This is a genomic window from Virgisporangium aliadipatigenens, assembly GCF_016863615.1.
Taxonomy (GTDB): Bacteria; Actinomycetota; Actinomycetes; order Mycobacteriales; family Micromonosporaceae; genus Virgisporangium; species Virgisporangium aliadipatigenens.
This window is the reverse complement of record NZ_BOPF01000022.1, coordinates 94,785-120,470: the sequence shown is the minus strand read 5'-3', so window position 1 is coordinate 120,470 and position 25,686 is coordinate 94,785. Positions and strand designations below refer to the sequence as shown.

Annotated in this window: 25 protein-coding genes; 9 read left to right on the top strand and 16 right to left on the bottom strand. The window is 72.4% G+C overall.

Annotated elements, in window-relative coordinates; translation table 11 throughout:
• Positions 1-15: 15 nt before the first annotated feature.
• On the bottom strand, positions 16-1,257 hold the full coding sequence (locus tag Val02_RS28215) for a PQQ-dependent sugar dehydrogenase (RefSeq protein WP_203902262.1): 1,242 nt from the start codon (positions 1,255-1,257) through the stop codon (positions 16-18).
• A gap of 301 nt (positions 1,258-1,558) precedes the next feature.
• On the opposite strand from Val02_RS28215, the gene Val02_RS28210 reads away from it, so the two are divergent.
• Positions 1,559-2,755: a serine hydrolase domain-containing protein gene (locus tag Val02_RS28210; protein WP_203902261.1), complete on the top strand. Its 1,197-nt coding sequence runs from the start codon at positions 1,559-1,561 to the stop codon at positions 2,753-2,755.
• Positions 2,756-2,848: 93 nt separating this feature from the next.
• Here the strand turns inward: Val02_RS28210 and Val02_RS28205 are convergent, their stop codons facing one another.
• From Val02_RS28205 to Val02_RS28195, 3 genes are all read right to left on the bottom strand, one after another.
• A complete protein-coding gene (locus Val02_RS28205) occupies positions 2,849-4,087 on the bottom strand; it encodes an RNA polymerase sigma factor (protein ID WP_203902260.1) in 1,239 nt (412 codons plus the stop codon).
• Positions 4,084-4,407 (bottom strand): YciI family protein, encoded by a 324-nt coding sequence (locus tag Val02_RS28200; RefSeq protein WP_203902259.1) that lies wholly within the window; start codon positions 4,405-4,407, stop codon positions 4,084-4,086. The genes Val02_RS28205 and Val02_RS28200 overlap by 4 nt, the downstream gene beginning before the upstream one ends.
• Before the next feature lie 76 nt (positions 4,408-4,483).
• Positions 4,484-5,443 (bottom strand): SDR family oxidoreductase, encoded by a 960-nt coding sequence (locus tag Val02_RS28195; protein WP_203902258.1) that lies wholly within the window; start codon positions 5,441-5,443, stop codon positions 4,484-4,486.
• Between the two features lie 118 nt (positions 5,444-5,561).
• On the opposite strand from Val02_RS28195, the gene Val02_RS28190 reads away from it, so the two are divergent.
• Both Val02_RS28190 and Val02_RS28185 read left to right on the top strand, forming a co-directional pair.
• Positions 5,562-6,428, top strand: a complete 867-nt coding sequence (locus Val02_RS28190; RefSeq protein ID WP_203902257.1) for a helix-turn-helix transcriptional regulator — start codon at positions 5,562-5,564, stop codon at positions 6,426-6,428.
• A gap of 58 nt (positions 6,429-6,486) precedes the next feature.
• Positions 6,487-7,647 (top strand): alkaline phosphatase PhoX, encoded by a 1,161-nt coding sequence (locus tag Val02_RS28185; protein ID WP_203902256.1) that lies wholly within the window; start codon positions 6,487-6,489, stop codon positions 7,645-7,647.
• 71 nt (positions 7,648-7,718) lie between these two features.
• On the opposite strand, the gene Val02_RS28180 is transcribed toward Val02_RS28185, so the two are convergent.
• The 6 genes from Val02_RS28180 to Val02_RS28155 form a co-directional block, all read right to left on the bottom strand.
• On the bottom strand, positions 7,719-8,510 hold the full coding sequence (locus Val02_RS28180; RefSeq protein WP_203902255.1) for an ABC transporter permease: 792 nt from the start codon (positions 8,508-8,510) through the stop codon (positions 7,719-7,721).
• On the bottom strand, positions 8,507-9,481 hold the full coding sequence (locus tag Val02_RS28175; RefSeq protein ID WP_203902254.1) for an ATP-binding cassette domain-containing protein: 975 nt from the start codon (positions 9,479-9,481) through the stop codon (positions 8,507-8,509). Before Val02_RS28175 ends, Val02_RS28180 begins: the two co-directional genes overlap by 4 nt.
• A 29-nt stretch (positions 9,482-9,510) precedes the next feature.
• Positions 9,511-10,308, bottom strand: coding sequence for a DUF4097 family beta strand repeat-containing protein (locus tag Val02_RS28170; RefSeq protein ID WP_203902253.1), 798 nt, complete (start codon positions 10,306-10,308; stop codon positions 9,511-9,513).
• 64 nt (positions 10,309-10,372) lie between these two features.
• The gene (locus Val02_RS28165; RefSeq protein ID WP_203902252.1) at positions 10,373-10,891 is read right to left on the bottom strand and encodes a toxin-antitoxin system HicB family antitoxin; all 519 of its coding nucleotides are present in this window, start codon (positions 10,889-10,891) and stop codon (positions 10,373-10,375) included.
• Positions 10,892-11,066: 175 nt separating this feature from the next.
• Complete coding sequence (locus Val02_RS28160; RefSeq protein ID WP_239153391.1) at positions 11,067-11,909, bottom strand: LLM class flavin-dependent oxidoreductase; 843 nt, start codon at positions 11,907-11,909, stop codon at positions 11,067-11,069.
• A 17-nt stretch (positions 11,910-11,926) separates the two neighbouring features.
• Positions 11,927-12,946 (bottom strand): aldo/keto reductase, encoded by a 1,020-nt coding sequence (locus tag Val02_RS28155; RefSeq protein WP_203902250.1) that lies wholly within the window; start codon positions 12,944-12,946, stop codon positions 11,927-11,929.
• 87 nt (positions 12,947-13,033) lie between these two features.
• Here Val02_RS28155 and Val02_RS28150 point away from each other — a divergent pair, with 87 nt between their 5' ends.
• Positions 13,034-13,624 carry a TetR/AcrR family transcriptional regulator gene (locus tag Val02_RS28150; RefSeq protein WP_203902249.1) on the top strand — a complete coding sequence of 197 codons (591 nt, stop codon included), beginning with the start codon at positions 13,034-13,036 and terminating at the stop codon, positions 13,622-13,624.
• Positions 13,625-13,795: 171 nt separating this feature from the next.
• Positions 13,796-14,452 (top strand): response regulator, encoded by a 657-nt coding sequence (locus Val02_RS28145; protein WP_203902248.1) that lies wholly within the window; start codon positions 13,796-13,798, stop codon positions 14,450-14,452.
• On the opposite strand, the gene Val02_RS28140 is transcribed toward Val02_RS28145, so the two are convergent.
• Together Val02_RS28140 and Val02_RS28135 are read right to left on the bottom strand one after the other, a co-directional pair.
• Positions 14,453-16,921 carry an ABC transporter permease gene (locus Val02_RS28140; RefSeq protein WP_203902247.1) on the bottom strand — a complete coding sequence of 823 codons (2,469 nt, stop codon included), beginning with the start codon at positions 16,919-16,921 and terminating at the stop codon, positions 14,453-14,455.
• The gene (locus Val02_RS28135) at positions 16,918-17,601 is read right to left on the bottom strand and encodes an ABC transporter ATP-binding protein (RefSeq protein WP_203902246.1); all 684 of its coding nucleotides are present in this window, start codon (positions 17,599-17,601) and stop codon (positions 16,918-16,920) included. The genes Val02_RS28140 and Val02_RS28135 overlap by 4 nt, the downstream gene beginning before the upstream one ends.
• Before the next feature lie 111 nt (positions 17,602-17,712).
• On the opposite strand from Val02_RS28135, the gene Val02_RS28130 reads away from it, so the two are divergent.
• Positions 17,713-19,215, top strand: coding sequence for a sensor histidine kinase (locus tag Val02_RS28130; protein WP_203902245.1), 1,503 nt, complete (start codon positions 17,713-17,715; stop codon positions 19,213-19,215).
• Positions 19,216-19,222: 7 nt separating this feature from the next.
• On the opposite strand, the gene Val02_RS28125 is transcribed toward Val02_RS28130, so the two are convergent.
• The 3 genes from Val02_RS28125 to Val02_RS28115 form a co-directional block, all read right to left on the bottom strand.
• Positions 19,223-19,786 (bottom strand): DUF305 domain-containing protein, encoded by a 564-nt coding sequence (locus tag Val02_RS28125; protein WP_203902244.1) that lies wholly within the window; start codon positions 19,784-19,786, stop codon positions 19,223-19,225.
• Positions 19,767-21,047, bottom strand: coding sequence for a DUF1996 domain-containing protein (locus tag Val02_RS28120; RefSeq protein WP_239153390.1), 1,281 nt, complete (start codon positions 21,045-21,047; stop codon positions 19,767-19,769). The genes Val02_RS28125 and Val02_RS28120 overlap by 20 nt, the downstream gene beginning before the upstream one ends.
• Before the next feature lie 173 nt (positions 21,048-21,220).
• Positions 21,221-21,652, bottom strand: coding sequence for a hypothetical protein (locus Val02_RS28115; protein ID WP_203902243.1), 432 nt, complete (start codon positions 21,650-21,652; stop codon positions 21,221-21,223).
• Positions 21,653-21,765: 113 nt separating this feature from the next.
• Here Val02_RS28115 and Val02_RS28110 point away from each other — a divergent pair, with 113 nt between their 5' ends.
• Together Val02_RS28110 and add are read left to right on the top strand one after the other, a co-directional pair.
• Entirely contained in the window at positions 21,766-22,893 is a 1,128-nt protein-coding gene (locus tag Val02_RS28110; protein ID WP_203902242.1) for a serine hydrolase domain-containing protein, read from the top strand.
• An 88-nt stretch (positions 22,894-22,981) separates the two neighbouring features.
• On the top strand, positions 22,982-23,947 hold the full coding sequence (gene add / locus Val02_RS28105) for an adenosine deaminase (protein WP_203902241.1): 966 nt from the start codon (positions 22,982-22,984) through the stop codon (positions 23,945-23,947).
• Here the strand turns inward: add and Val02_RS28100 are convergent.
• Positions 23,926-24,876: a GlxA family transcriptional regulator gene (locus Val02_RS28100; protein ID WP_203902240.1), complete on the bottom strand. Its 951-nt coding sequence runs from the start codon at positions 24,874-24,876 to the stop codon at positions 23,926-23,928. The genes add and Val02_RS28100 overlap by 22 nt on opposite strands.
• Before the next feature lie 70 nt (positions 24,877-24,946).
• On the opposite strand from Val02_RS28100, the gene Val02_RS28095 reads away from it, so the two are divergent.
• Positions 24,947-25,684 carry an isocitrate lyase/PEP mutase family protein gene (locus Val02_RS28095; protein WP_239153389.1) on the top strand — a complete coding sequence of 246 codons (738 nt, stop codon included), beginning with the start codon at positions 24,947-24,949 and terminating at the stop codon, positions 25,682-25,684.
• Positions 25,685-25,686 lie beyond the last annotated feature (2 nt).

Below are 25,686 nucleotides of genomic sequence, written 5' to 3'. Positions count from 1 at the left end.
TTCACCGGTGCGCGGCTAGCGGTTTGCCACCGTGCCGCCGGGCGCCGGCTGGACCCGTTCGATCCGCACCCGGCTCAGCCATCCCGGGAGGTCGCTGAGCACGTACAGCTCGCCGTTGGCGTCGGTGCCGATCGCGGTCGGCTGGGTGGGGAAGTTGCCGACGACGGCGTTCTCGTAGCCACCCCGGGGCTTGGGCCGCACGGCGAACACCCGCGGCGCGCAGTAGTCGCTCGCGATGTAGGTGCCCCAGGCCTCGGGGGTCCTGGTTCCGCGGTACACCACGCCGCCGATCACCGAGCAGCTCTCCGTCATGAAGTGTTCGTACTCGAAGACCGGGTCGGTGTACTGCGCACCCGGCCGGCACTGCTGCGCGTCGAACACCGGGGTGCCCTCCTTGCAGGACCAGCCGAGGTTGGCGCCGCGCTGCGCCGGGCGAATGTGGTCGACCTCCTCGATCAGGCCCTGCCCGACGTCGCCGATCCACAGCGAGTTGTCGACCGGGTCGATGGAGAACTTCCACGGGTTGCGCAGCCCGTAGACCCAGATCTCCGGCCGTGCGCCCGGCGTGCGCACGAACGGGTTGTCGGCGGGCACGCAGTACGGCCTCGCCCCGCAGGCGCGGTTGACGTCGATCCGCACGATCTTGCCGAGCAGGGTGCCGAGGTTCTGGCCGGACTTGAACGGGTCGTTCGCGCCGCCGCCGTCGCCGGTGGACCAGTACAGGTAGCCGTCGCGGCCGAACGCCACCTGTCCGCCGTTGTGGTTGCCGTACTGGGCGTGTTCCTGGGTGAGCAGCACCTGCAGCCGTTCGGGGGCGCCGATGGGCACCCGCGCCAGGGTCAGTTCGCCGGCCGGCAGGCTCGTGTAGGCCACGTAGAGCAGCCCGGTCCGGGCGAAGTTCGGCGCGGGCGTGATGCCGAGCAGGCCGCGTTCGTTGTCCGACGCGTCGATGCGGGCGGTCAGGTCGAGCACCGGCGCGGCGGCCAGGCCGGTGTCGGGGTGGTAGGAGCGGACGGTGCCGTTCTTCTCCGCGATCAGCATCCGCCCGTCCGGCAGGCCGGTGATCGCGATCGGTCGCTGCAGGCCGTAGGCGACCTGTTCGGCCGTAACGGTCAGCTCGGCGAGCGGCACCTGGCGGGGGGATGCGCCGGCCGCGGCGGTGCCGGGCGTGGCCGCCGAGGGCGACAGGAACGCGGACAGGGCCAGCACGAACAGGCCGGCCAGCACGGTGGCCGGCCGACGGTGCCGTTGGGTCATTTTCGGGCTCCTCGGGCAGTGGGCGGACGCGATCTGGGAGCGCCTCGACCGTACATTGATCACAGCCGATCTCAACCCGTCGCCCGCGAGCGGCTCCGCCCCGAGCGGAAACGCCGCTTGGCAGGGGGTGGAAAGGGCTCGACCGCGAGAGTTCCCGCGCTGAAAGCCTTTCACGCGCGGCCGGCGCCACCTAGGGGGCCGGTTCGTCCGGGCGCACGATTCGGGTGCCGGCGCCGAGCGGCATTCTCATCGATGAAATCGCATGCACCGTTGTGTTTCATCATGCTTTCGGGGAGCCGCAATGACGACACGTCGAACCATGCTCAGGGCCGGAGCCGCCGCGACCGTCGCGGTGGCCGCCGCCACCAACGCCGCCACACCCGCCGTGGCCGCACCCGCCACCCCGCCGGAGGGCGCCGCGTTCCAGTCGGCCCTCGACCGGCTGGCCGGCACCGTCGCGTCCGGGGTGCTCGCCGAGGTCCGCGACCCGCGCTGGGTGTGGCGCGGCTCGAGCGGGGTCCGCGAACTCGGCACCTCGAAGCCGGTGGTCCCCACCGGGCGGTTCCGGGTCGGCAGCGTCACCAAGAGCTTCGTGGCCACGGTCGTCCTCCAGCTCGCGGCCGAACGCCGGCTGGGGCTGGACGACCCGCTGCGACGCTGGCTGCCGGGCGGTCTGCCCGGCGGCGACCGGGTGACGCTGCGGCACCTGCTGCAGCACACCAGCGGCATCTTCAACTACACGGACGTGCTGGAGGAGCTGTATCCGGCCGTCGCCGACCTGGTCCGCATCCGCTACCGCACCTGGTCGCCGCGCGAGATCCTCGGCCTGATCGCCGGCCGGCCGTCGTTGTTCGATCCGGGAACGTCCTGGTCCTACTCCAACACCAACTACATCCTGCTGGGCCTCGTCGTCGAACGCGTCACGGGGCGCACCTACGCCGACGAGATCCGCCGCCGGATCCTCCAACCGCTGCGGCTGCGCGACGCGGAACTGCCCGGCGCCGACCCGCACATCCGCGGCCCGCACTCGCACGGGTACCTGCCCGACGTGCGCGACGGCGCGGTCGTGCCGGTCGACATCACCGATTTCAACCCGTCGATCGCCGGTGCGGCCGGCGCGATGCTCTCCGGTGCCGGCGACCTGAACCGCTTCTACGGCGCCCTCAACGCCGGCCGGCTGGTCCACGAGCCGCTGCTGACCGAGATGCGCACGTCCTTCCCGGACGCGGGTTACGGCCTCGGGCTGCAGACCGAGACGCTGCCCAACGGCGTGACGCTGTGGGGCCACACCGGCGGCATCTTCGGCTACGTCACCTACTCGTTCAGCACGGCCGACGGTCGCCGCCAGCTCAGCCTGTCCGCCAACCCGTGGGGCGACGGCGACCCGGGCAGCGCGCTGCTCGACCTGCTGACCGCGGCGTTCCCGGCACCCGAGGGGACGGCGCCGCGGGCCGCCGCGCCCACCCGGATCCGCAACCTGGACCGCCGCGAGGGATAGCGGCGTCCGGCCGGCTAGCGATCAGGAGCCGCGGCGGGTGGCCACTCGCCGCGGCGTCCGCAACCACCGGCGGGTCGCCGCCCGCCGCCGGCGCTAGGCATGACCCAACTGATCCCGCCGACGCGTCAGATAGGCGACCTCCGCCGAGTTGCCCGCCAGCTCGATCGCCCGGTCGTAGGCCGCCCTCGCCCGTTCCCCGAGTCCCAGGCGGCGCAGCAGGTCGGCCCGCGTCGCGTGGTAGGCGTGATAGCCGTCCAGCGCGTCCGCATGCCGTTCGACCGCCGCCAGCGCCACCTCCGGCCCGTCGAGTTCGGCGACGGCGACGGCCCGGTTGACGGCGATGATCGGCGAGGGGTCGACCCGCACGAGCTGGTCGTAGAGGGCGACGACCTGGGACCAGTCGGTGTCGCGCACGTCGCGGGCGGAGGTGTGCACGGCGTTGACGGCGGCGAGGATCTGGTAGCGGCCCGGGGCGACGCCGGTGGCGAGGCGTTCCCGGACGAGTTGGTGCCCCTCGGCGATCATCGCCCGGTCCCAGGATCCCCGGTCCTGCTCGCCGAGGGGGATCAGTTCGCCGTCGATGGCCACCCGGGCGGTGCGGCGGGCCTCGATGAGCAGCATCAGCGCCAGGAGCCCGGTGACCTCGCCGTCGTCGGGCAGCAGCGCGTGGATCAGGCGGGTGAGCCGGATCGCCTCGGCGGTCAGGTCGCCGCGCACCGGGTCGGTGCCGGGGCCGGTGGCCAGGTAGCCCTCGTTGAAGACGAGGTAGAGCACGGTGAGCACACCCGCGACGCGGGCCGGCAGGTCCTCGGCGGAGGGCACCCGGTAGGGGATGCGGGCCGCCTTGATCTTCGCCTTCGCGCGGGTGATCCGCTGTTCCATGGCGGTCGGCTGGACGAGGTACGCGCGGGCGATCTCGGGCACGGTCAGCCCGCCGACCATGCGCAGCGTCAGCGCGATGCGGGTCTGCACGGCCAGCGCCGGGTGGCAGCAGGTGAAGATCAGGCGGAGTCGTTCGTCGTCGATGGCGCCGAGCGGCTCGGGCGGGTCGTCGTCGTGGACCATCTGCGCCTCCCGCTGCTTGTCCTCGCGCTTGCTCTCGCGGCGGATCCGGTCGATGGCGCGGCGGTTTGCGGTGACGGTCAGCCAGGCGCCGGGGTTCGGCGGAACGCCGTCGGCCGGCCACCGTTCGACCGCGGTCGCGAACGCCTCGGCCGCCGCCTCCTCGGCGATGTCGAGGTCGCCGAAACGCCGGGTCAGGGCGGCCACCACCCGGGCCCACTCCGCGCGGTGGGCCCGGGTGACCGCTTCGCGGACGTCGACCGGGTTCACAGGAACGGCCGCACCTCGACCCGCCGGTTGCACGCCTTCGACCCCGCGGCGGCGAGCCTGAGCGCCACGTCGAGGTCGGCGGCCTCCATCACCCAGAAGCCGGCGAGGTACTCCTTCGACTCCACGAACGGCCCGTCCGTGAAGATCGCCGCGCCGTCCCGGTTGTCGATGACCGTGGCGGTGTCGGGCGCGGCGAGCCCGCCGGCGAAGACCCAGTGCCCGTCGGCCCGGAGCCCCTCGTTGAACTCGTCGATGGCGGCCATCTCCTCCGGGGTGCCGGAGTTGCTCTTGTCGTCGATCACGGAAACCAGGTACTGCACGGTCGTCTCCTGTCTCGCGTCGTTGCCCCCGTAGGGTCTCTCACCCTGCTACGAACGCACCCGCCGCGATCCGACATCACCCCGCCAAAAAGATCTCATCGGGGAACGCCGTGCCGGTCAGCTCCGCGGAGATCCGCCAGATGCGCGCGGCGTCCTCCGGGCTGCGCAGCCGGGAGTAGAGCGCCTCCTCGGCGGGCGCGCCGGTGAGGTGCCGGAACCCGCCGGGGCTGTACAGGCGGCCGCCCCGCGCGTCCGGGGAGGTGGCCGCGTACAGCGCCGGCAGCAGCGCGGTCTCGGCCGTTCCGAACAGGAGGCCGCGGCTGCCGAACGCGCGGATGACGCGTCCACCCACGGTGGGCCGGGCCCGGCCGACCTCGGGCCGCGCCTGCAGCAGGCTGGTGGCCGCGATGCCGGGGTGCGCGAGGTTGCTGGTGATGCCCCAGCCGCCGGCCCGGCTGCGCCGCTCCAGTTCGACGCCGAACAGGCCGAACGCGATCTTCGACTGGCTGTACGCGCGCATCCCCGCGTAGGAACGTTCCCAGGCGAGGTCGTCCCAGTTGATGGCGTTCTGGTCGGCGGCGACGCTGATCTGGGAGGTGACGCGTGCCCGCCCGGCCCGCAGCAGGGGCAGCAGGTGACCGACGAGCGCGAAATGGCCCAGATGATTGGTGCCGAACTGCAGTTCGTGCCCGTCGGCGGTGGTCTGCCGATCCGGCGGCATCATCACACCGGCGTTGTTTATGAGAATGTGAATCGGCCGGTTCTCGGCGCGCAGCCGGTTTCCCAGCGCCGCCACCGAGGCCAGTGCGGAAAGGTCGAGTTCCCGCAGCGACAGCACGGCTCCGGGAATCACCTGTCTGATTTTCGCGACGGCCGCCTCGCCCTTCCGGGAGTTGCGCACCGGCATGATGACCTCGGCACCGGCGGCGGCGAGGCGGGCGGCCAGTGCGGTTCCCACGCCGTCGCTGGCGCCGGTGACGACGGCGATTTTCCCGGTGAGATCCGGAACGTCGATATCGGGTCGGGTGCGTGCCATCGCATTTCCTCGCAATTCAGAAGGGAGGCGGTCGTTTCAGGCTGCACCGGATCGGCGGGCCCAACCACGGCCTCTCGATCCCAGGCTGCGCGGCGGCGTCGGTGGTAGGAACGACGGCATGATCGATCGAGCCGGGCTCGCCGAGTTCCTGCGTCGACGGCGCGAGTCGCTGCAGCCCGAGGACGTGGGACTCCCGCGCGGCGCGCGGCGCCGGACCAGCGGCCTGCGCCGCGAGGAGGTGGCCGCGCTCTGCCACATCTCCGCCGACTACTACAGCCGCCTCGAACGCCGACGCGGCCCGCACCCGTCCGAGCAGATGATCGCCTCGATCGCCCAGGGGCTGCACATGTCCCTCGACGAGCGCGACCACCTGTTCCGCCTCGCCGGCCACCAGCCGCCGACCAGGGGCGCGGCCAGCGAACACATCAGCCCCGGCCTGCTGCGCATCTTCGACCGCCTGGCCGACACCCCGGCCGAGATCGTCACCGAACTCGGCGAGACCCTGCGCCAGACGCCGCCCGGTGTCGCGCTCACCGGCGACCTGACCGGATTCACCGGCCCGGCGCGCAGCATCGGCTACCGCTGGTTCACCGACCCGGCCTGCCGGGCGCTGTATCACCCCGACGAGCACGCGCTGCACTCGCGGGTCTTCGCCGCCGGGCTGCGCAGCACGGTCACGCTGCGCGGGCCCGACTCGTGGGCCGCGCACCTCCAGCGCCTCCTGTTCGAACGCAGCGCGGAATTCCGCACCTACTGGAACGAGCACGAGGTCGGCGTCCGATACGGCCACGTCAAACGTTTCGTCCACCCCGAGGTCGGCATCCTCGAACTCGCCTGCCAGGCCCTGCTCGACCCCGATCAGGGGCATTCCCTCCTGGTGTACACCGCGGTACCGGGAAGTGAAAGCCACGAGAAACTCCGGCTGCTCTCGGTGCTCGGCACCCAAAAAATCGGCACCGGGACCCAGGACATCAATATGCGGTAAACGCGCGTTCACCACGCGAAATTAGATTCGCACTCCTCAATCGAATGGGGAGGCGCGAATGGATCGGCGGAGCATGCTCCGGACGACGGTGGTCGGTGCGGGTGCGATGGCGTTGCCGTTCACGGCGTGGTCGGCGGCGTACGCGGCACCGGCCCAGAACGCCACCGGGCCCTACGGCCCGCTGCAGTCGGCGAACAGCCACGGGATCCAACTCCCGGCGGGCTTCACGAGCCAGATCGTCGCCCGTTCGCGGCAGGCGGTGCCGGGCACCTCGTACGTGTGGCACGACGCTCCGGACGGCGGCGCCGTGTTCGCCGACGACAGCGGCTGGATCTACGTCTCCAACTCGGAGGTCGGCCCGTCGGCGGGCGGCGGCGCGTCGCGCATCGCGTTCGACGCCACGGGTGCGGTGGTGGGCGCCTCCCGCATCCTGTCGGGCACCGACACCAACTGCGCCGGCGGCCGGACCCCGTGGCACACCTGGCTCTCCTGCGAGGAGGTCAGCCGCGGCCGGGTGTGGGAGACCTACCCGTTCGGCGGCACGGCGGTCGCGCGTCCGGCGATGGGCCGGTTCAAGCACGAGGCGGCCGCCGCCGACCCGGTCCGGCGGGTGATCTACCTGACCGAGGACGAGACGGACGGCCGCTTCTACCGGTTCGTCCCGGCGACCTGGGGCGACCTCTCCGCCGGCACCCTGCAGGTCCTCGTCGCGGGCTCGGCCACCTCCGGCCCGTTCACCTGGGCGAACGTCCCCGACCCGGATGGCTCGCCGACGCTGACCCGGCGGCAGGTGAGCGGCGCGAAGGCGTTCAACGGCGGCGAGGGCTGCCACTACGCCGACGACACCGTCTGGTTCACCACCAAGGGCGACAACCGGGTCTGGCAGGTCAACCTCGCGAGCGGCACCTACGAGCTGGCCTACGACGACTCGCTGGTCAGCCCCGGCTCCGCGCCGCTGACCGGGGTGGACAACATCACCGGGTCCGGCTCCGGCGACCTCTACGTCGCCGAGGACGGCGGCAACATGGAGATCTGCGTGATCACGCCGGACGACACGATCTCGGTGTTCCTGCGGATCACCGGCCAGAGCGGCTCGGAGATCACCGGCCCGGCCTTCACGCCCGCCGGCGACCGGCTCTACTTCTCGTCGCAGCGCGGCACCTCGGGCTCGTCGAGCGGCGGCATCACCTACTGCGTGACCGGGCCTTTCCGCACCTGACGGCCGCGGGCCCGGACAGCTTGTCGGCTGTCCGGGCCGCGTTTTTCAAGAGCATCCTCGGTCGAACGTCGTCAGCGCGTCGACTCCCGGTTGAAGAGCCGCTTGGACCAGAGGTAGCCGCCGAGCGCGATGGCCACGCACCAGCCCACGCCGATCGCGGCGCTGTTCCCGATCGGGGTGCCGGTGAGCAGCCCCCGGATGGTGTCGATCAGGGGCGTGAACGGCTGGTACTCGGCGAACCAGCGCAGCACCGTCGGCATCGAGTCGGTCGGCACGAACCCGCTGCCGAGGAAGGGCAGCAGCACCAGCGGCATGCCCACGTTGCTGGAGGACTCGACGGTCTTGCTGGCCAGCCCGAGCGCCACCGACAGCCAGATGAACGCGAACGCCATCAGCACCAGGATCCCCACGAGCGCGAGCCAGTCGGCGGCTCCCGCGTCCGGCCGGAACCCGATGAGCAGCGCGACCCCGAGAACCGCCGTGATGGCGATCATCGACTGCACGAGGCTGCCGACGACGTGTCCGGTCAGCACGGAGACCCGGGCGATCGCCATGGTGCGGAACCGGTCGACGATGCCCTCGGTCATGTCCATGGCGACCGAGATCGAGGTGCCCTGCACCGCCGACATGATCGTCATCAGGATGATCGCGGGCGTGACGTAGTTGACGTACTCCGCCCGGCCGCCGGAGGGGCCGCCGATGCCCGCGCCGAGCGTGCCGCCGAAGACGTAGACGAACAGCAGCAGGAAGACGATCGGCATGCCGATGAGCAGCACCGTCATGGACGGGTAGCGCACCATGCGCCGGAGGTTGCGGCGCACCATCGTCGCCGAGTCGGTCAGTGCGTACGCCATGCTGCTCATCGGGAGGCCACCTTCGGGCTGGCGGGGTCACCGGTCGGGGAAGAACTGCCGGTGAGGGACAGGAACACGTCGTCCAGGTCGGGCGTGTGCATGCTCAGCGAGTCGACCTCCAGGGAGGCGTCGGCCACCCGGTCCAGCAGGGTGCGCAGCGTCTGCACGCCGCCGTCGCTCGGGACCTGCAGCGTCAGCGCCTCGTCGTCGCGGGTGCCGTCGGGGAAGACCCGGGTGGCGAGGTCCAGCTCCTCCGGATCGGTGAACCGCAGGCTGACGTGGCCGCCGGGCACCAGCCGCTTCAGCTGTTCGGCGGTGCCCTCGGCGACCAGCCGCCCGTGATCGAGCAGCGCGATCCGGTCGGCCAGTTCGTCGGCCTCCTCGAGGTACTGCGTGGTGAGGAAGATCGTCACGCCGCCGCGGACCAGTTCGCGGATGATCTCCCACATGGTGCGGCGGCTGCGCGGGTCGAGGCCGGTCGTCGGCTCGTCCAGGAAGATCACCTCGGGTGTGCCGACCAGCGTCATGGCGAGGTCGAGGCGCCGGCGCATGCCGCCGGAGTAGGTCGACGCCGGCTTGTCGGCCGCATCGGCCAGGTCGAACTGGTCGAGCAGTTCGATGACGCGGCGGCGGCCGGCACTGCGGCCGAGGCGGTGCAGGTCGGCCATCAGGACCAGGTTCTCCCGGCCGGTCAGCAGGTTGTCGACCGCCGAGAACTGGCCGGTGACCCCGATCGCCGCGCGCACCGCGTCCGGTTCGGTGGCCAGGTCGTGGCCGGCGACGCGGGCGCTGCCGCCGTCGGCCTTGATCAACGTGGAGAGGATCTTGACGGTGGTCGTCTTGCCCGCGCCGTTCGCGCCGAGCAGGGAGAAGACGGTGCCGCGCGGGACGTGCAGGTCGATGCCGTCGAGCACGACGTGTTCGCCGAACGAGCGGCGCAGTCCGGTCGCGGTGATCGCCGGCTGGGATGGCGTGGCCATGAGGGGTTCCCCTTCGAGAAGAAGTCGGGTCAGGAGCGGCGGACGGTGATGTCGCCGTACGAGGTGTGCGCGCGGATCTCGACGGTCTGCTCGGACTTCGTCGGTTCGTGGTCGAGGTCGGCGAGGGCGTTGTGCACGCGGCCGAAGCCGGTCTTGAGGTCGAGCCACGCGGCAGTGCCGGCGGAGACGCCGACCTCCAGGTCGCCGGCGGCGGTGTGCAGCGAGACCACGTCGCGGGCCACCTCACCGACCCGGATGGTGCCGTTGGAACTCTTCGCGTCCACGCCCGCTCCGGCCCGTTCGACCGAGATGTCGCCATTGGCGGCGCGGACCCGCAGGGTGCCGGCGACCGTGCCCAGGTCGGTGCCGCCGTTGGAATTCTTGACGGTCGCGGTGCCGCCCACCTCGTCGACGCGCACGCGCCCGGTGCCGGTGGAGACATCGAGGTCACCGGAGAAGGCGGCGAGGGTGACGTGACCGGCCGACGTCTTGAACCGCGACGTGCCCAGCACGCCGGCGCTGTGGAAGTCCCCGGCGGTCAGGTCGCCCTGCACCGTCGAACCGGCGGGCAGCTCGATGAGCACGTCGACCGTGCGGGGCTTCTTGGAGAAGTTCATCGCGAGCGACTTCGGCCCGCGCACGGTCAGCGTGCCGTCGGCGAACTCGACGCGGGTCTGCTCGGCGGCCTTGACGTCGGACTCGTCGGCCTCGTTGCTGGGGCGCACCTCGACGTGGGTGTCGGTGCGGTCGCCGGCGACGAGTCGCACGTGGCCGCTGTAGACGTCGATGGTGACGGAGATCGATTCCGGGGTGGCGAAAACAGGCATGGTGGTCCCCTCGTGATGAGTCGGTGGAGCATCCCCGCAGGTCAGAGCGGGTGAGCGAAATGGGTCAGCGGGCCCAGCCGGTGAAGCGCTGGCTGCCGGCCCGGCCGCGGGAGGCGAGCGCGGTGTCGCGTTCCGAGGCGCGAACCGCGGTGGAGGCGGCCCGCACCAGCCAGGCGTTGACGGAGCGGCCCTCCTTGGCGGCCGCCTCCTCGACGGCGGTCTTGAGCTGCTCCGGCAGCCGAACGTTGATGCGCGCCGTGGCGCCGTCCTCGAAGCCGGCCGCGGGGTCGTCGGCCGGCGCCGCCTCCCGGACGGTGGCCTCCTCCGGCTGCCGCTCGGCCGGCTGCGGCGTCACGACGAACTCCGGGTCGCGGCCCCGCAGGCGGACCTGCACCGAACCGGGGGCCAGCTCGGTGGTGATCTCGTCGGCGGCGGCGGAGAGCGCCTCGAGCATGGCGAGCCGGATCGCCGACTCCATCGAGACGGTCAGCCGCTCGATCGACACGGTGCTGCCGTCGCCCCCGGTTTCGGCGGCGGTCAGCAGCTCCCGACCGAGAGCGGCGACGAACGGGTTCAGGTCCATGGCACCACTGTGGCACACGATGGCACCACGCGCAATGGGCTTGGCTCAGAGTGGCATCACTTTGGCACCACAGCGCGCGGTGGGCCGTTTCGCGGATTCCGCCGACCGCGGTCGCTGCTCACGGCGGCGCGCCGACGTCGCCTCATCGGCGCCGCCGGCGCGCTCACCTCCGGACCTACAGGGCGGCCGCGATCAGTTCGTCGGCGACCCAGCGGGCCACGCCCTGCGGGTAGGGCGCGCCCAGACCCAGGACCACGTGCGTGAAACCGGCGCCGACCGCCGCCGCGATCGCCTCGCGGGTGGCGTCCGGCCGTTCGTAGGAGACCGACAGGTGGATCGAACGGGTGATGGACGCCGGGTCGCGCCCGATCTCGGCGCAGTAGCGATCCAGCAGCGCGCTGCGGCGCACCACGTCGTCGAGGTCGCCGCCGGGGATGTTCCACAGGTCGGCGTGTTCGGCGACGACGCGCAGCAGCGCGCTCGAACGCCCGCCGATCATGACGGGCGGATGCGGCCGCTGGACCGGCTTGGGGCTGCCGAAGGCGCCCTTCAGGACGTGGTGCGCGCCCTCGAAATCGAACGGCTCCCGCTCTGTCCACAGTCGGCGGATCACCGTCAGCGCCTCTCCGAGGCTGTCGACGGAGTGCGCGAAGTCGTGGTACGGCAGGCCGTGCGCGTCGTACTCGCGCCGGGCCGGCGGATACGTGGGCCGGGAGCCCGCGCCGATCCCGAAGTCGAGCCGCCCGCCGGAGACGATGTCCACGGTCGTCGCGATCTTCGCCAGCATCGCCGGCGGGCGGAAGCGGTTGCTCGTCACCAGCAGGCCGAGGCGGAGCCGTTCGGTCCGCGCGGCGAGGGCGGACAGCAGCGTCCAACCCTCGAACGCCGGCCCGTGCGGGTCACCGCCGATCGGCATCAGGTGGTCGAACAGCCACGCGTGCGCGATCTCCGGGATACCGTCCGCCTCGCGCCACACCCGCAGAATGTCCTCGTAGGTGACCTGCTGCGGGGCGGTCATGATGCCGAAGCTGGGCATCAGCGCCGCCGCAACGCGGGCTCGAGCAGGGCCGGCGGCGTGTCGAACTTCTCGTGCGCAGCGAGGTCCGTCCCGGGGGCCACGATCGAGTCGATCGCGTCGAGCACGTCGGCGGAGAGCACGATGTCGGCGGCCGCCAGGTGGGCGCGCAGGTGCTCCACGGTGCGCGGCCCGACGATCGCGCTGGTCACGCCCGGGTGTGCGGTGACGAACCCGAGCCCGAGCTGGATCAGCGTGAGCCCGGCCTCCTCGGCGACCTTCGCGAGCAGTTCGACCGCATCGGCCCGCGCCCGATTGGCCGGAACGGTCGGGTCGAAGCGCTGCGGCAGGATCGTCGCGCGGTGGTTGGTGGCCGCGCGCCCGGCGCGGACGGCGCCCGACAGCCAGCCCGACGCGAGCGGGCTCCACGCCAGCACGCCGAGGCCGTACTGCTCGGTGACCGGCAGGACGTGGGTCTCGACGCCGCGCTGGAGGATCGAGTAGCTCGGCTGCTCGGTGACGTAGCGGCCGAGGTGGTGCTCCCGGGCGGCCCACTGCGCCTGCACGATGCGGTACGCGGGGAACGTCGACGAGCCGAAGTAGCGGATCTTGCCGGCGCGCTGCAGGTCGGTCAGCGCCGACAGCGTCTCCTCGTCGCTCGTGGCCGGGTCCCAGCGGTGCACCTGGTAGAGGTCGACGTGATCGACGCCGAGGCGGCGCAGGCTGTCGTCGAGCGCCTTGTACAGCCACCGGCGCGAACTGCCGCGGTGGTTGCGTTCCTCGCCCATCGGCTCGTTGGCCTTGGTGGCCAGCACGATGTCGTCGCGGCGGCCGGCGATGGCCCGACCGACCATCTCCTCGGAGGCGCCCTGGCCGTACATGTCGGCGGTGTCGATGAGGTTGATGCCGTGTTCGAGCGCGACGTCGACGATGGCGTTCGCGTCCTCCTGGGTGGTGCGGCCGATCGGGCCGAAATTCATGGCGCCGAGCACGAGGCTGCTGACCTGCACGCCGGTGCGGCCGAGGGGGCGATATTGCACGGGGGTCTCCCTTTTGAGATGCTGACAGAAGCGGAACGCCGTTCCGGTAGCGACTATACGGAACAATGTTCCGTTTATGCCAAGGGGATGACCATCACCACACCCAGGAAGCGGGCCGACGCCCGACGTAACCAGGAGGCGCTGCTGGACGCGGCGGCGGCGGCGTTCGTCAGCTCCGGCGTCGACGTGCCCGTGCGCGAGATCGCCGCCAAGGCCGGCGTCGGCGTCGGCACCATCTACCGGCACTTTCCGACCCGCGCCGACCTGATCGTCGCCGTGTACCACCACCAGATCGAGGCCTGCGCCGAAGCCGGCCCGGCGCTGCTCGCCGAGAGCGGTTCGCCGCATGCCGCGCTCGGCCGGTGGATCGACCTCTTCGTCGACTTCCTGGTCACCAAGCACGGGCTCGCCGAGGCGTTCCGCTCCGACAGCTCGTCGTTCGAGACGCTGCACGCGCACTTCCTCGACCGGCTCGTGCCGGTCTGCGCCGAGCTGCTCGACGCGGCCGTCGCGGCGGGGGAGATCCGGCCGGGTACCGCGGCGCTCGAGCTGATGCACGGCGTGGGCAACCTCTGCATCGGCGCGCGCAGCGAGACCTACGACCCGCGCCGGCTGGTCGCCCTCCTCATCGCGGGACTGCGCAACCCGCCCGACCGCCCTGCCGCCGCACGGGTGTGAGCTCACGGCGGTCCCGCTCACACGGGTGTGAGTTCACTGCGGACGTGTGTGAGCTCACGGATATCAACTCGCTTGTTGACCTCCCTGAGCTCACACACGTTCGGCGGCTGCTTCCACATTCTGGGACTCTCGGCGCTCACGCTCCGGGTGGCAGCGGGATACCGTCGCTTCGTGATTCGGGTGCTGCTGGCCGACGATGAGGCGATGGTGCGGGCGGGGGTGCGGGCAATCTTGGCCGCTGCCCCGGACATCGAGGTGGTCGCCGAGGCGGGGGACGGGCGCCAAGCGCTCGCGCTGGCCCGCGCGCACCGGCCCGATGTCGTTCTGCTGGACGTCCGGATGCCCACTCTCGACGGGCTCGCCACGGCGGCCGAACTGCGCCGCACCCAGCCCGACGTGGCGGTCGTGATGCTGACGACGTTCTCCGAGGATGCGTACATCGGTGGCGCGTTGGACAGCGGCGCGAGCGGCTTCCTGCTCAAGTCCGGCGACCCGTACGAACTGATGGCGGCGGTGCGGGCGGTGCACGCCGGTGCGTCGTTCCTGTCTCCGGTGATCGCGCACCGGGTGCTGCAGCGGGTCGGCGCCGGCCACATGTCCCGGCAGGCGGCCGCGCTCGACCGGATCGCCGTGCTGTCGCCCCGGGAACGGGAGGTGCTCGCACTCGTCGGCGCCGGCCTGTCCAACGCCGAGATCGGCCAGCGGCTGTTCCTCGTGGAGGGAACGGTGAAGGCCTACGTGAGCGCGATGCTGAGCCGCCTGGACGTGAAGAACCGCGTCCAGGCGGCCGTTCTCGCGCACGAGGCCGGACTGATCACCCCGCCCTGATCACTCCGTCCTGATCGCCGCCAGCAGGTCGAGGCGGGCGGCGCGGCGGGCCGGCCAGATCGCCGCAACCACCCCCGCGCCGGCCGCCCCGCACAGGCACAGCAGGAGCAGCCCCCACGGCAGCACGAACGCCCACGTCGTGATGCCCTCCTTCGTCGACACGACGTCGCCGACGGCCCAGCCGACGAAGACGCCGAGGCCGACGCCCAGAACGCCGCCGAAGAGCGAGATGACCACCGATTCCAGCCGGACCATCCGCCGCACACCGGCGCGGTCCAGCCCCACGGCGCGCAGCAGCCCGATCTCCCGCGTGCGTTCGTGCACCGACATCGCCATGGTGTTGACGATGCCGAGGACGGCCACGACGACGGCGAGGGCGAGCATCCCGTACAGGACGGTGAGGATGATGCCGATCTGGCCGATGACGTCGTCCAGCAGGGCGCTCTTGTCGCGCACCAGGACGGCCGGGCTGTCGCCGAGGGCGTGCGCGAGGGCGCGTTCGTTCGCGGCGGTGACGCCACCCCGGGTGCGCACGTAGACGTCGGTGGCGCTGACCCGGTCGAGGTGCGGGTCGAGCAGGGACAGGTCGACCTTCACACCGTCGTCGAACGTTCCCTTGTAGATGCCGCTGAGCGTGAGCGTGCCGGGCGCGCCGTCGGGCCAGACGACGGCGAGGGTGTCGCCGACGCGCCAGCCGTTCCCGGTGGCGGTGTCGGCGTCGACGACGGCCGCGTCGCCGTTCGCGTAGCCGCCGGCGGTGAACTCGAGCGTGAGCAGCTGCCGGTACTCGGCCATCCGCCAGGCGGTCACCTCCCGTTGCACGCCGTTGAACGTCGCGTGCGCCACGCGGCGCGGCGAGGAGGCGGTGACCTCCGGCAGTTCCCGCAGAATGTCATCGGTGTCCGGAGCGAGCGGGCCGGAATTGGCCATGCTCACGATGTAGTCCGCGGTGAGATAGTCCGACGCCGCGAGCCGGTGCGCGGCCCGGTCCGCGCCGGCACCGATCACGGTGAGCGCGGCGACCAGGGTGAGGCCGATCGTCAGCGCGGAGGCGGTGGCGGCGGTGCGCCGCGGGTTGCGAACGGCATTGCGCCCGGCCAGGCCGCCGACGACCCCCGTCCGGCGCAATGCCGGCGCCACGACGGCGATCACTCCGCGCGACAGGAACGGCGTCAGCACGAACACGCCCGGCAGCAACAGCACGACACCGAGCCCCAGCGGAAGAACCCCGTCCGCGCGCACCGTCGAGACGATCACCAGCGCCCCGCCGGCGACCGCCAGCACGGCACCGATCCCGTTGCGCACCCGCAGCGATCGGGCCGACGCGGGCGCGTGCACGCCGGCGAGCGCCGCCACCGGCGGGATCCGCGCCGCGCGGCGGGCGGGCAGCCACGCGGCGAACAGCGTCACCCCGATCCCGAGGCCGAGCGAGACGGCGACCGTGGCGGCGTCCACGACGAGCGGCCCGTCCGGCAGCGAGTCACCCGCCGCGAAGAGCGCGTACCCGCCGCCGATCCCGACCGCCAGCCCGATCGCCGACGCGACCGACCCCACCAGGAACGCCTCGACCAGCACCGAACGGGTCACCTGCCCGCGGCTCGCCCCGACGGCCCGCAGCAGGGCCAGTTCCCGGGTGCGCTGGGTGACCAGCATCGTGAACGTGTTGACGATCAGGAAGATCCCGACGAACAGCGCCACCCCGGCACAGGCGAGCAGCACCTGGGAGAGGGCGGTGACGCTCTCGGCGTTGCGTTCGGCCTGCCGCTCGGCGAGCTGCGCGGCGGTGACGGCCTCGACGCCGTAGGGGAGCAGTGCCTTGAGCGCGTCCGGGTCGAAGCCGGGCCCGACCGCCAGGTCGATCTGGTTGTAGCGGCCGGGCTCGGCGAGGAGGCGCTGCGCGGTGGCGGTGTCGAAGAGGACGAGGGTGCCGCCGGCGGCGACGTTCCCGTCGTCGGTGTCGAAGACGCCGGTGACCGTGGGCGTCAGCACGGGGCCGCTGACCGAGAGCCGGACGGTGTCGCCGACGGCGTAGCCGGTGCGCCGGGCGGTGTGCGAGTCGAGCGCGATCTCGCCCTCGACGGCGGGCATCCGGCCCGTGGTGAGGCGGTGCCGGGTGCCGGAGGGGTTGGCGCCGCGGGTGGGCCAGCCGTCACCGACGAGTCTGCCGTCCTTGCCGGCGAGCGCGGTGAACCCCTCGACCGCACCGGCGGCGCCGGTGACGCCCGGCAGCGCGGCGGTCTTCGCGCGCAGCGCCTCGTCCAGGAGGCGACCCTCCTCGACCGGGCGGACGCGGACGTCGACGCCGGAGAGACCCTGCCGGGAGGAGGCGACGTACGCGTCGGAGACGCTGGTGGTGAAGACCAGGGTGCCGGCGACGAACGCCACCCCGAGCAGCACGGCGAGCACGGTCATCAGCAGCCGCGCCCGGTGCGCGAGGACGGTTCGCAGAGCGGTCCGGAACACGGTCACGCCCCGCGCACGTCGTCGACGACGCGGCCGTCGGCCAGGTGCACCACGCGGTCGGCGTGCGCGGCGGCGGCCGGGTCGTGGGTGACCATGACGACGGTGCTGTCGAGCTCGCGCACCGCCTCGCGCAGCAGGCCCAGGACCTCGGCGCCGGAGCGGGAGTCCAGGTTGCCGGTGGGCTCGTCCGCGAAGATGATCTCCGGCCGGGAGGCGAGGGCGCGCGCCACGGCCAGCCGCTGCTGCTGCCCGCCGGAGAGTTCGGCGGGCCGGTGGTGCAGGCGGTCCGAGAGGCCGACCGTGGAGATCACGCGATCGAGCCACTCCCGGTCGGGGCGGCGCCCGCCGAGGTCGAGGGGGAGCGTCACGTTCTCGGCCGCGTTCAGGGTGGGCATCAGGTTGAACGCCTGGAAGACGAAGCCGACCCGGTCCCGGCGCAGTCGCGTGAGCCGCCGGTCGTCGAGGCCGGCCAGTTCGACGTCGCCGATGCGCGCGGAACCGGAGGTGATGCTGTCCAACCCGGCCATGCAGTGCATGAGCGTGGACTTGCCCGAGCCGGACGGGCCCATGATCGCGGTGAACTCGCCCCGGCCGAACGCGATGGAGACCCCGTCGAGCGCGACGACCCGGGTCTCGCCCCGACCGTAGACCTTGGTCAGGTCGGTGGCACTGCTGACTACCTTCATGCCGTCGAACGTAGGAATGCCGGCGGTTGTCGCGCGGTGCCCGTTCGTCAGCCCGGGGTACTTACTTTCGTCAGGTGTTCCCGCGGCTCCCGGCACGTACCGTGATTTTCCGTGGAACGGGTGAACCGCCGGCACGCGCTCGACCTGCTGCTGTGGGTCGTGATCACCGCGCCGGTGCTGATCCCGGACGCCGGCCCGGACCTGCCCGGACTGCCGCTGCCGTGGTTGCGCGTCGCGGCCGTGCCGCTGTTCGCGGCGGCGGCGCTGGTGGCGCGCCGCAGCCCGGTGCTCGCCGCGGCGATACCGGCCGCGCTGAGCCTCGCGGCGACGCCGGAACTGCTCGCCACCCACTTCGTGCTCGCCCAGACGGTGCTGGTGTACCTGCTCGGCCGGCGGGCGGCGGGCCAGCGCGCGGCGCTGCTGCTGTTCGCCGCCGTGGCGGCCGTCGGCGTGCTGGCGGTGCTGGTGCGGGCCGACACGACGGTCGCGCACGTGATCTCGGTCGTCGTCAACACGCTCATCCTCCTCGTGCTGCCCTGGGCGGCCGGCCGCTACCTGTACCAGAACGCCGAACTGGCGCGCACCGGCTTCGCCCTGGCCGAGAAGCTGGAGCGGGAGCGGGAACTGGCGGCCGAGCAGGCGCGGCTGCGGGAGCGTTCCCGGATAGCGCGGGACATGCACGACTCGCTCGGCCACGAACTGAGCCTGCTCGCCCTGCGGGCGGCCGCGCTGCAGGTGGCGCCGGACATCGGGCCGGAGGGCGAGCGGGCGGCCGGCGAACTGCGCCGGGACCTGGCCACCGTCACCGAACGCCTGCGCGAGGTGATCGGCGTGCTGCGCGAGGAGGGGGAGGGCCCGCCGACAACACCGGCGGACGACCCGGTGGCGGCGCTGGTGCGGCGTGCGGAGGACTCCGGCCTGACGGTCGCGCTGGAGGGCGCCCTCCCGCCGGTGCCGCCGATGACGGACCGCGCCGTCCACCGCGTGGTGCAGGAGGCGCTGACGAACGCCGCCAAGCACGCGCCGGGCGCCCCGGTGACGGTGACGCTGCGGGTGGACGGCCCGGACGCGGTGGTGACGGTCCGCAATCCCGCCGCCGCGCGGGAGGAGTCGGCGGGCTGGGGCCTGGTGGGGCTGGACGAGCGGGTCCGGCACGCCGGCGGCACCCTCGACGCGGGTCTGTGCGACGGCACGTTCACGCTCAGCGCCCGGCTGCCGCTTACCGGGGGAGCGCCGGCCGTACCCCGGGAACTCACGCTCGCGCGCCGCAACCTGAGGCGCAGCGCCGGCGCGATCTGGGTGCCGGTGGCCGTCGCCGCCGTTCTGGTGCTGCTCGGCTCCGCGTACGACTTCTACGCGTCGGGGCGTTCCGTGCTCGAACCGGCCGTGTACCGGCAACTGCGCGTCGGCGAACAACTGTCCACTGTGGAGACCCGCCTGCCGGTGGAACAGATCGGTCGCGGCGTCCGCCCCCGGCATGCGCCCGCCGACCCGCCCGGTGCCGACGAGTGCCGCTTCTACCGCAGCGCCCGGCAGGTGCTGACGCCCGCCTACCGGTTGTGCTTCACCGGCGGCCGACTGTCCACAAAGGACGAGGTGACGCTGGACGACTGAGCGTTCCTCAGGAGGCGAACTCGGCCAGCGCCCGGGTGCGGGCGGACTCGATGTCGGCGGCGATCGCCTTGCAACCGGCGTCCCGCCCCGCCTGCTGCTCGGAGCGCGCCAGCCGCACCGACTGCTCCATCTCCTCGCGCAGCTGGCCCGCGGCCGACGCGTCGAACGCGCCACCGGACTGCGCGCCGAGCGCGGTCAGGTCGGTCGCGGTGACCATGCCGGGCAGGTCGTGGCCCTCGTGCTCGTTCGTCTCCGGGACGCCGGCCGCCGCGAGGAAGGCGCGCAGGCGTTCGGTCTCCTGCCGGTAGGCCGGCGCCAGCCGGGCGGCGTACGCGGCGAACCCGGCGTCGCCGGCCCGCGCGGCCACCAGGTCCAGCAGCGCCGCGGCCTGCGCGGTCATCGGGATCATGAGCTGGGTCCAGGCGAGGTCGGTGCCGCCCAGGCCGGTCGTCGAGGAGGACGGCGCGGCCGATGCGGAGGCGGGCGGCGCCTGCGGCGGTGGCCCACCGCAGGCGCCGCACATCACGAGGACGAGCAGCAGAACGATCCCGTTACGGGCGGCCGTCGACACCGCACTTGATGATCGGGCGGATGCAGTCGTTGACCCGGCGCGCCATCTCCGCCTCGGGCCAGGCGTTGAAGAAGTCGCCGTGCATCGTGTAGCCGCCGCCGGACGCCAGCCGGAAGTTCGCCGGGCTGCCGTTGACCGGATAGCGCAGGACCTGGCGCAGCTTCGGCACCGGCACCGGGTGGCTCGCCGGGCAGGCGTTGTTGACCGGGTACGCCATGTGGCTCTTGTGGTCGGCCGAGTCGAGGTCGCGGCCGTTCCAGCACTGCGGGAAGTCCAGGTAGGACTCCATCATCGTGCCCGAGGGGCAGGTCACGAAGTCGTGCGAGGGCGGCACCTGGCCGGCGTGCAGGCAGGACCAGCGGGAGATGGTGTTGTCGTTCGGGCCGGTGGCCTTGGCGTTGCCGGCGACGATCCGCAGCCCGAGCGGGATGGGCTGGGTGGTCGCCACGATGTCGTCGCGCACGCCCTCGCCGAGGTAGTAGAACGTCACGATGGTCGGCTCGACCGGCGTGTTGTTCACGTACAGGGTCGGCACCCAGTACGAGGACTTGTCGACGGCCGGGTTGCAGTTGCTGTTGCCGTTGAGCAGGTCGTTGAGCTGGGTGTGGGCGTTGGTGATCGTGCTGCCGAAGAAGCTGTGCATGTGCGAGGCGCCCGGCAGGCCGGGGTAGATGATCGGGTCGTCCGGCAGCCGGTGGCTGTACGGGCAGTCCGCGAGGAACTCCGCCACGCGCACGATCGGCCCGGTCGGCGGCGTGCTGCCACCCGAGCCGTACACCTGGAACTCGAAGAGCGAGGCGCCGTACGTCGTGCCCCGCCGGGTGGTGGTCAGCCGCACGTAGCGGCCACTGCCGTTGGTCGCGAACGTCTGCCGGCCACCCGTGCCGTTGGTGACGTTGACGATCGGGGAGCCCCAGTTCGTTCCGTCGGAAGAGAGCCGGACGGCGAAGTCGGCGGCGTAGGCGGCCTCCCACGTCAGCACGACGGACGTCACGGTGGCGGTGGCCCCGAGATCGACCTGGAGCCACTGCGGGTCGCTGAACGCGCTGGACCAGCGGGTGCCCGTGTTGCCGTCGGTGGCGGCGGAGGCCGGGTAGGCGGCGGACTCGGTGGAGGAGGCCGTGGTGGTGCGCCCCTGGGACAGGAGCGTGTCGGCGGCCAGCGCGGAGTTCGGGGAAACGGCGACGGAGCCGGCCACCAGTGCTGCGGTGACGGCGACGATCGCCAGAAGGTGTGGGCGACGCCTTCTGAACGGATGCATGGAGTTGTCCTTTCCCCGTCCGGGCCCGAAATTGGGGGTGGGCGCGGACGCGGTCGGTTACCTGGGCAGGGTTTCGACCGGCCAGAGGGGAGGTGGCCAGAGACGGAGCTTGAGAGCGCTCTCTAGGACAACTGTGCGGTCCTTACTGAAGACTGTCAATGTTTTCCCGCGGGCTACACGAACAGGGCGTCCACGCCCTTGCCCGCCTTGCGCGCCGCACTGGCGAAACCGCCGTACAGGAACGGGATGTTGTCCGCCTCGTCGCCGCCCAGCCGCCCGCGCACCTTGTCCCACGTCAGCAGCGCCACCCGGAAGTCCGGCTCGCCGACCACCAGCACCGGCGCGTCCCGGCCCGGGTGCCACAGGTACCGGCCGCCGAACTCCCGCCGGCCGACCTCCAGCACGTAGCTGCCGAGCTGCTCCACCAACGCGTCGACCCGCTCCGGCGGGAGTTCCGCCACGAAGGGCGCGGCCTCGGCCAGCATCTCCTCGATCGCGTCCAGGCTCGTCTCGCTGAAGTCGAGCCGGTCGCCGACCCGCTCCTTGGTGGCGTCCACGGCGTTTTGCGCCGCCCGCCGCACCTCGTCGATCAGTTCGTCGCTCACGCAGGGAAGGTACAGCAGGCTGTACCCGATCACTCCAGGTCGCGGGATCGATCGACGACGGTCTCCGAAGGCATTCTCAGGTGGTCGAAACGATCACTTTCCGGGAGGTCCACATGTCCCGCCGCGCCATCCGCCTGATGTCCGCGCTCGGCGGAGCCGCCGTCGCCGTCGCCCTGATCGCCGTCCAGGCACCCTGGGCGAACGCCGAAAGCGCGGCCCGCCCCGACGCCGTGCAACGCGCCCTCGACGTGCTGACCCGCGACGACGGCTTCCCCGGCGGCCTCGCCTCGGTGCGCGAGCCGAACGGCCGCAGCCGCACCTACACCTCCGGCGTGGGCGACCTGCGCACCGGTGCCAAGGTGCCGGCGAACGGGCGGGTGCGCATCGCCAGCAACACGAAGATGTTCACCGCGACCGTCGTGCTGCAACTCGTCGGCGAGGGGAAGATCGGGCTCGACGAGCCGGTCGAGACCTACCTGCCCGGCGTGCTGCGCGGCCGTCAGGTCACCGTGCGGCAGCTGCTCCAGCACACGAGCGGACTGGCCGACTACGACGACCTGCTGGTCGGCGACTACTTCTCGGTGCAGCACCGCCACTACGAACCGCGCGAGGTCGTCGACGCCGCGCTCACCCGCCCGGACACGCCGGTCGGCACGTTCAGCTACAGCAACACCAACTACGTCCTCGCCGGCCTCGTCGTGCAGCGGGTGACCGGCCGGCCGATCGGCGAGGAGATCACCAAGCGCGTCATCGAACGCCTCGGCCTGCGCGACACCTACTGGCCGGCGCTCGGCGACCAGGAACTGCACGGCCCGCACCCGCAGGGCTACCACGCCAACAAGGCCGGCGACCCGTGGGTGGACGTCACCACGAACGACCCGTCGATGGGCTGGGCCGCCGGTCAGCTCGTCGCCACCCCGGCCGACGTCAACACGTTCCTCGCCGGGCTGCTCGGCGGCAAGCTGCTCAAGCCGGCGCAGCTGGAACAGATGAAGTCGACCGTGGAGGCTCCGGAGTTCGACTTCAGCGGCACCGCGCGCTACGGCCTGGGCATCGCGACGTTCACGCTCAGCTGCGGCGGCACCGCGTGGAGCCACGGCGGCAACAACCCCGGCTACACGACGGTCAACGCCATCGCCCCGAACGGCCGCGCCGCCTCGATCGCGGTGACCGCGCTGCCGACGAAGATCGAGGGCGTGCAGCACCTGGAGACGGCCCTGGACACCGCCCTCTGCAAGTAGCGCCGTCCCGCAGCGGGGCCGGACCGGGGCAGACCCGCGGTCCGGCCCTCAGCGGCGTCTCAGGTTGTCCCGGGCATCCTCGAAAACCATGGCGAAGATCGAGCTGCACGTCCATCTCGAGGGCACGGTCCGACCGGCCACGCTGCTGGAGATCGCGCGCCGCAACCGTCATCCGCTGCCGGCCCCGGACGAACGGGCGCTGGCCGACCTGTTCGCCTTCCGCGACCTGCGCCACTTCGCGGGCGTGTGGAACCTGACCACGAGCTGCCTGCGCACCGCCGACGACTTCCGCCGGATCGTGGTCGACTACGCGGGCGAGGCCGCCCGGCACGGCGCCGTGTACATCGAGGGGATCGTCACGCCCGAACAGTCGCTGGCGGACGAGGTGGGGCTGGACCGGGTTCTCGGCGGGTACTGCGACGGGATCGCCGAGGCGGAGGAGACCCACGGGGTGATCGTGCGGCTGACGCCCGAACAGTGTCGGGGTTGTGACCCCGCGTTCGGCGAGGCGCTGGCGCGGGCCGCCGTGGCGCATCGCGAACGCGGCGTCGTCGGCTTCGGACTCTCCGGTGTGGAGGATCATTTTCCGGACGGGCCGCACCTGCGGGCGATGTGGATCGCGGCCGACGGGGGACTGGGGCTGGTGCCGCACGCGGGGGAGGCGGCCGGGCCGGCGGCGGTGCGTTCGGCGCTGTGGATGGGGGCCGCGCGCATCCGCCACGGGATCCGCGCCGTCGAGGATCCGGAGCTCCTGGTCGAACTGGCCGAACGCGGCACCGTGCTCGACGTGTGCCCGACGTCGAACGTGCGCCTCGGCTACGCGACGTTCGACCACCATCCACTGAGGACACTCGCGGCCGCCGGGGTGGCCTGCTCGATCTCGACCGACGACCCGGCGCTCTTCGACACCGACCTGTCGGCGGAGTACGCGCACGCGGAGCGGCTCGGCGTCGGCGCGGCGGACGCGTACCGGGCCGGATACAACGGGGCGTTGTGCGACCCGACGACGAAGTCCCGCCTGCCCGAACCGGCCTACTTGAATCCCCTGCGGTAGGCGGTCGGCGCGAGCCCCACGACCCGCGCGAAATGCGCCCGCAGGCTGGCCGCCGTCCCGAAGCCGCACGTCGTCGCGATCCACTCGATCGGCCGGTCGGTCGTCTCCAGCAGCTGCTGCGCCCGGCGGACCCGCTGCTGGAGCAGCCACTGCAGCGGCGACATGCCGAGCACGGTGGCGAACCGGCGTTCGACCGTGCGCACGCTGACGTTGGCCCGCGCGGCGAGGTCGGCGGCGGTCAGCGGGCGGTGCAGCTGTGCCGACGCCCAGTCGAGCAGCGGGGCGAGCCACCCGTCGTCGACCGGCGAGGCCACCGGGCGCACGTACTGGGCCTGCCCGCCGTCGCGGTGCGGCGTGGTGACGATGCGCCGGGCGACCTCCGCCGCGACGGCGGCCCCGTGGTCGACCCGGACCAGGTGCAGGCACGCGTCGATGCCGGCGACGGTGCCCGCCGAGGTGATGACGTTGTCGTCCTCGACGTAGAGCACCGAGGCGTCGACCTTGACGGCCGGGTGGCGCTCGGCGAGTTCGGGGGCGTGCAGCCAGTGCGTGGTGGCCCGGCGGCCGTCCAGGATGCCCGCGGCGGCCAGCACGAACGCGCCGGAGCAGATCGACAGGATGCGCGCCCCGCGCGCGTGGGCGGCGCGCACGACGTCGAGGAGCTCCGGCGGCTGCTGCGCGTGGACGTTCTCGCAGGCGGGCACGATCAGGGTGTCGGCGTGCGCCGCGTCGGCGTCGGGGTCCGGCGGCGTGAACGAGAAGCCGTCGCTGAGCGGCATCGCACCGGCGCCGATCCCCACCACGGAGAACGTGTACCAGGGCGACACGAGGTACGACCGGTCCACGCCGAAGATGATCGACGGGACGGCCGCCTCGAAGATCGGCATGCCCGGCGACAGGACCATCACGACCCGGTGCGCGTCGGCCATGTCGCGAATCTAGCGAACATGGTCGTTCGCGGCGCTCGCCCGCCCGGGTGCGCCGCGTCACGATGCTGCGGTGACGAACGCAGCCCGGTTCCGCCGAATGCACGTGAAGACCCTGATCCTCCCGAACGCCTGGGATCCGGCGAGCGCCCGGGTGATCGAGGAGGCCGGCGCGGCCGCGATCGCGACGACCAGCGCCGGGGTCTCCTGGGCGCACGGCCGCGCCGACGGCCAGACGCTGACCCGCGACGAGATGCTGGGCGCGCTCGCCCGGATCGTGGCCGCGGTCGAGGTGCCGGTCAGCGCCGACATCGAGCAGGGATACGACGACGTCGCGGCCACCGTGCGGGCCGTCGTCGACCTCGGGATCGCCGGGGTCAATCTCGAGGACGGCTCGGGGGAACCGGCGGAGCACGCCGAACGCCTCCGCACCGCCCGCGCGGCCGGTGGCGACCTGGTGATCAACGCGCGCACCGACGTGTACCTGGCGGGGATCGGCGAGCCGGAGGGTCGCTTCGACGAGACGGTCGCGCGCGCCCGGCTGTACCTGGCGGCCGGGGCCGACGTGGTGTTCGTGCCCGGGGTGGTCGACGAGGAGACGATCGCGCTGCTCGCCAAGTCCATCGACGGCCCGCTGAACGTCATGGCCTGGCCCGGCGCCCCGTCCCCGACCCGCCTCGCCGAGTTGGGCGTGGCGCGGATCAGCGTCGGCCCGGTGATCGCGATGGCCGCCTACGGCGCGGCGCGGCGGGCCGCCGAGGCGCTGCTCGAACGCGGCGACTACGGCGACCCGGAGCGCTTCGTCTTCTGAGG

Coding starts and splice junctions, on each gene's coding strand:
- Val02_RS28170 (WP_203902253.1), bottom strand. CDS start 10,308: ATGCCTGTTTTCGCCACCCCGGAATCGATCTCCGTCACCATCGACGTC.
- Val02_RS28150 (WP_203902249.1), top strand. CDS start 13,034: ATGACCATCACCACACCCAGGAAGCGGGCCGACGCCCGACGTAACCAG.
- Val02_RS28185 (WP_203902256.1), top strand. CDS start 6,487: ATGGATCGGCGGAGCATGCTCCGGACGACGGTGGTCGGTGCGGGTGCG.
- Val02_RS28175 (WP_203902254.1), bottom strand. CDS start 9,481: ATGGCCACGCCATCCCAGCCGGCGATCACCGCGACCGGACTGCGCCGC.
- Val02_RS28110 (WP_203902242.1), top strand. CDS start 21,766: ATGTCCCGCCGCGCCATCCGCCTGATGTCCGCGCTCGGCGGAGCCGCC.
- Val02_RS28190 (WP_203902257.1), top strand. CDS start 5,562: ATGATCGATCGAGCCGGGCTCGCCGAGTTCCTGCGTCGACGGCGCGAG.
- Val02_RS28210 (WP_203902261.1), top strand. CDS start 1,559: ATGACGACACGTCGAACCATGCTCAGGGCCGGAGCCGCCGCGACCGTC.
- Val02_RS28120 (WP_239153390.1), bottom strand. CDS start 21,047: ATGCATCCGTTCAGAAGGCGTCGCCCACACCTTCTGGCGATCGTCGCC.
- Val02_RS28215 (WP_203902262.1), bottom strand. CDS start 1,257: ATGACCCAACGGCACCGTCGGCCGGCCACCGTGCTGGCCGGCCTGTTC.
- add (WP_203902241.1), top strand. CDS start 22,982: ATGGCGAAGATCGAGCTGCACGTCCATCTCGAGGGCACGGTCCGACCG.
- Val02_RS28180 (WP_203902255.1), bottom strand. CDS start 8,510: ATGAGCAGCATGGCGTACGCACTGACCGACTCGGCGACGATGGTGCGC.
- Val02_RS28165 (WP_203902252.1), bottom strand. CDS start 10,891: ATGGACCTGAACCCGTTCGTCGCCGCTCTCGGTCGGGAGCTGCTGACC.
- Val02_RS28195 (WP_203902258.1), bottom strand. CDS start 5,443: ATGGCACGCACCCGACCCGATATCGACGTTCCGGATCTCACCGGGAAA.
- Val02_RS28135 (WP_203902246.1), bottom strand. CDS start 17,601: ATGAAGGTAGTCAGCAGTGCCACCGACCTGACCAAGGTCTACGGTCGG.
- Val02_RS28160 (WP_239153391.1), bottom strand. CDS start 11,909: ATGACCGCCCCGCAGCAGGTCACCTACGAGGACATTCTGCGGGTGTGG.
- Val02_RS28100 (WP_203902240.1), bottom strand. CDS start 24,876: ATGGCCGACGCGCACCGGGTCGTGATGGTCCTGTCGCCGGGCATGCCG.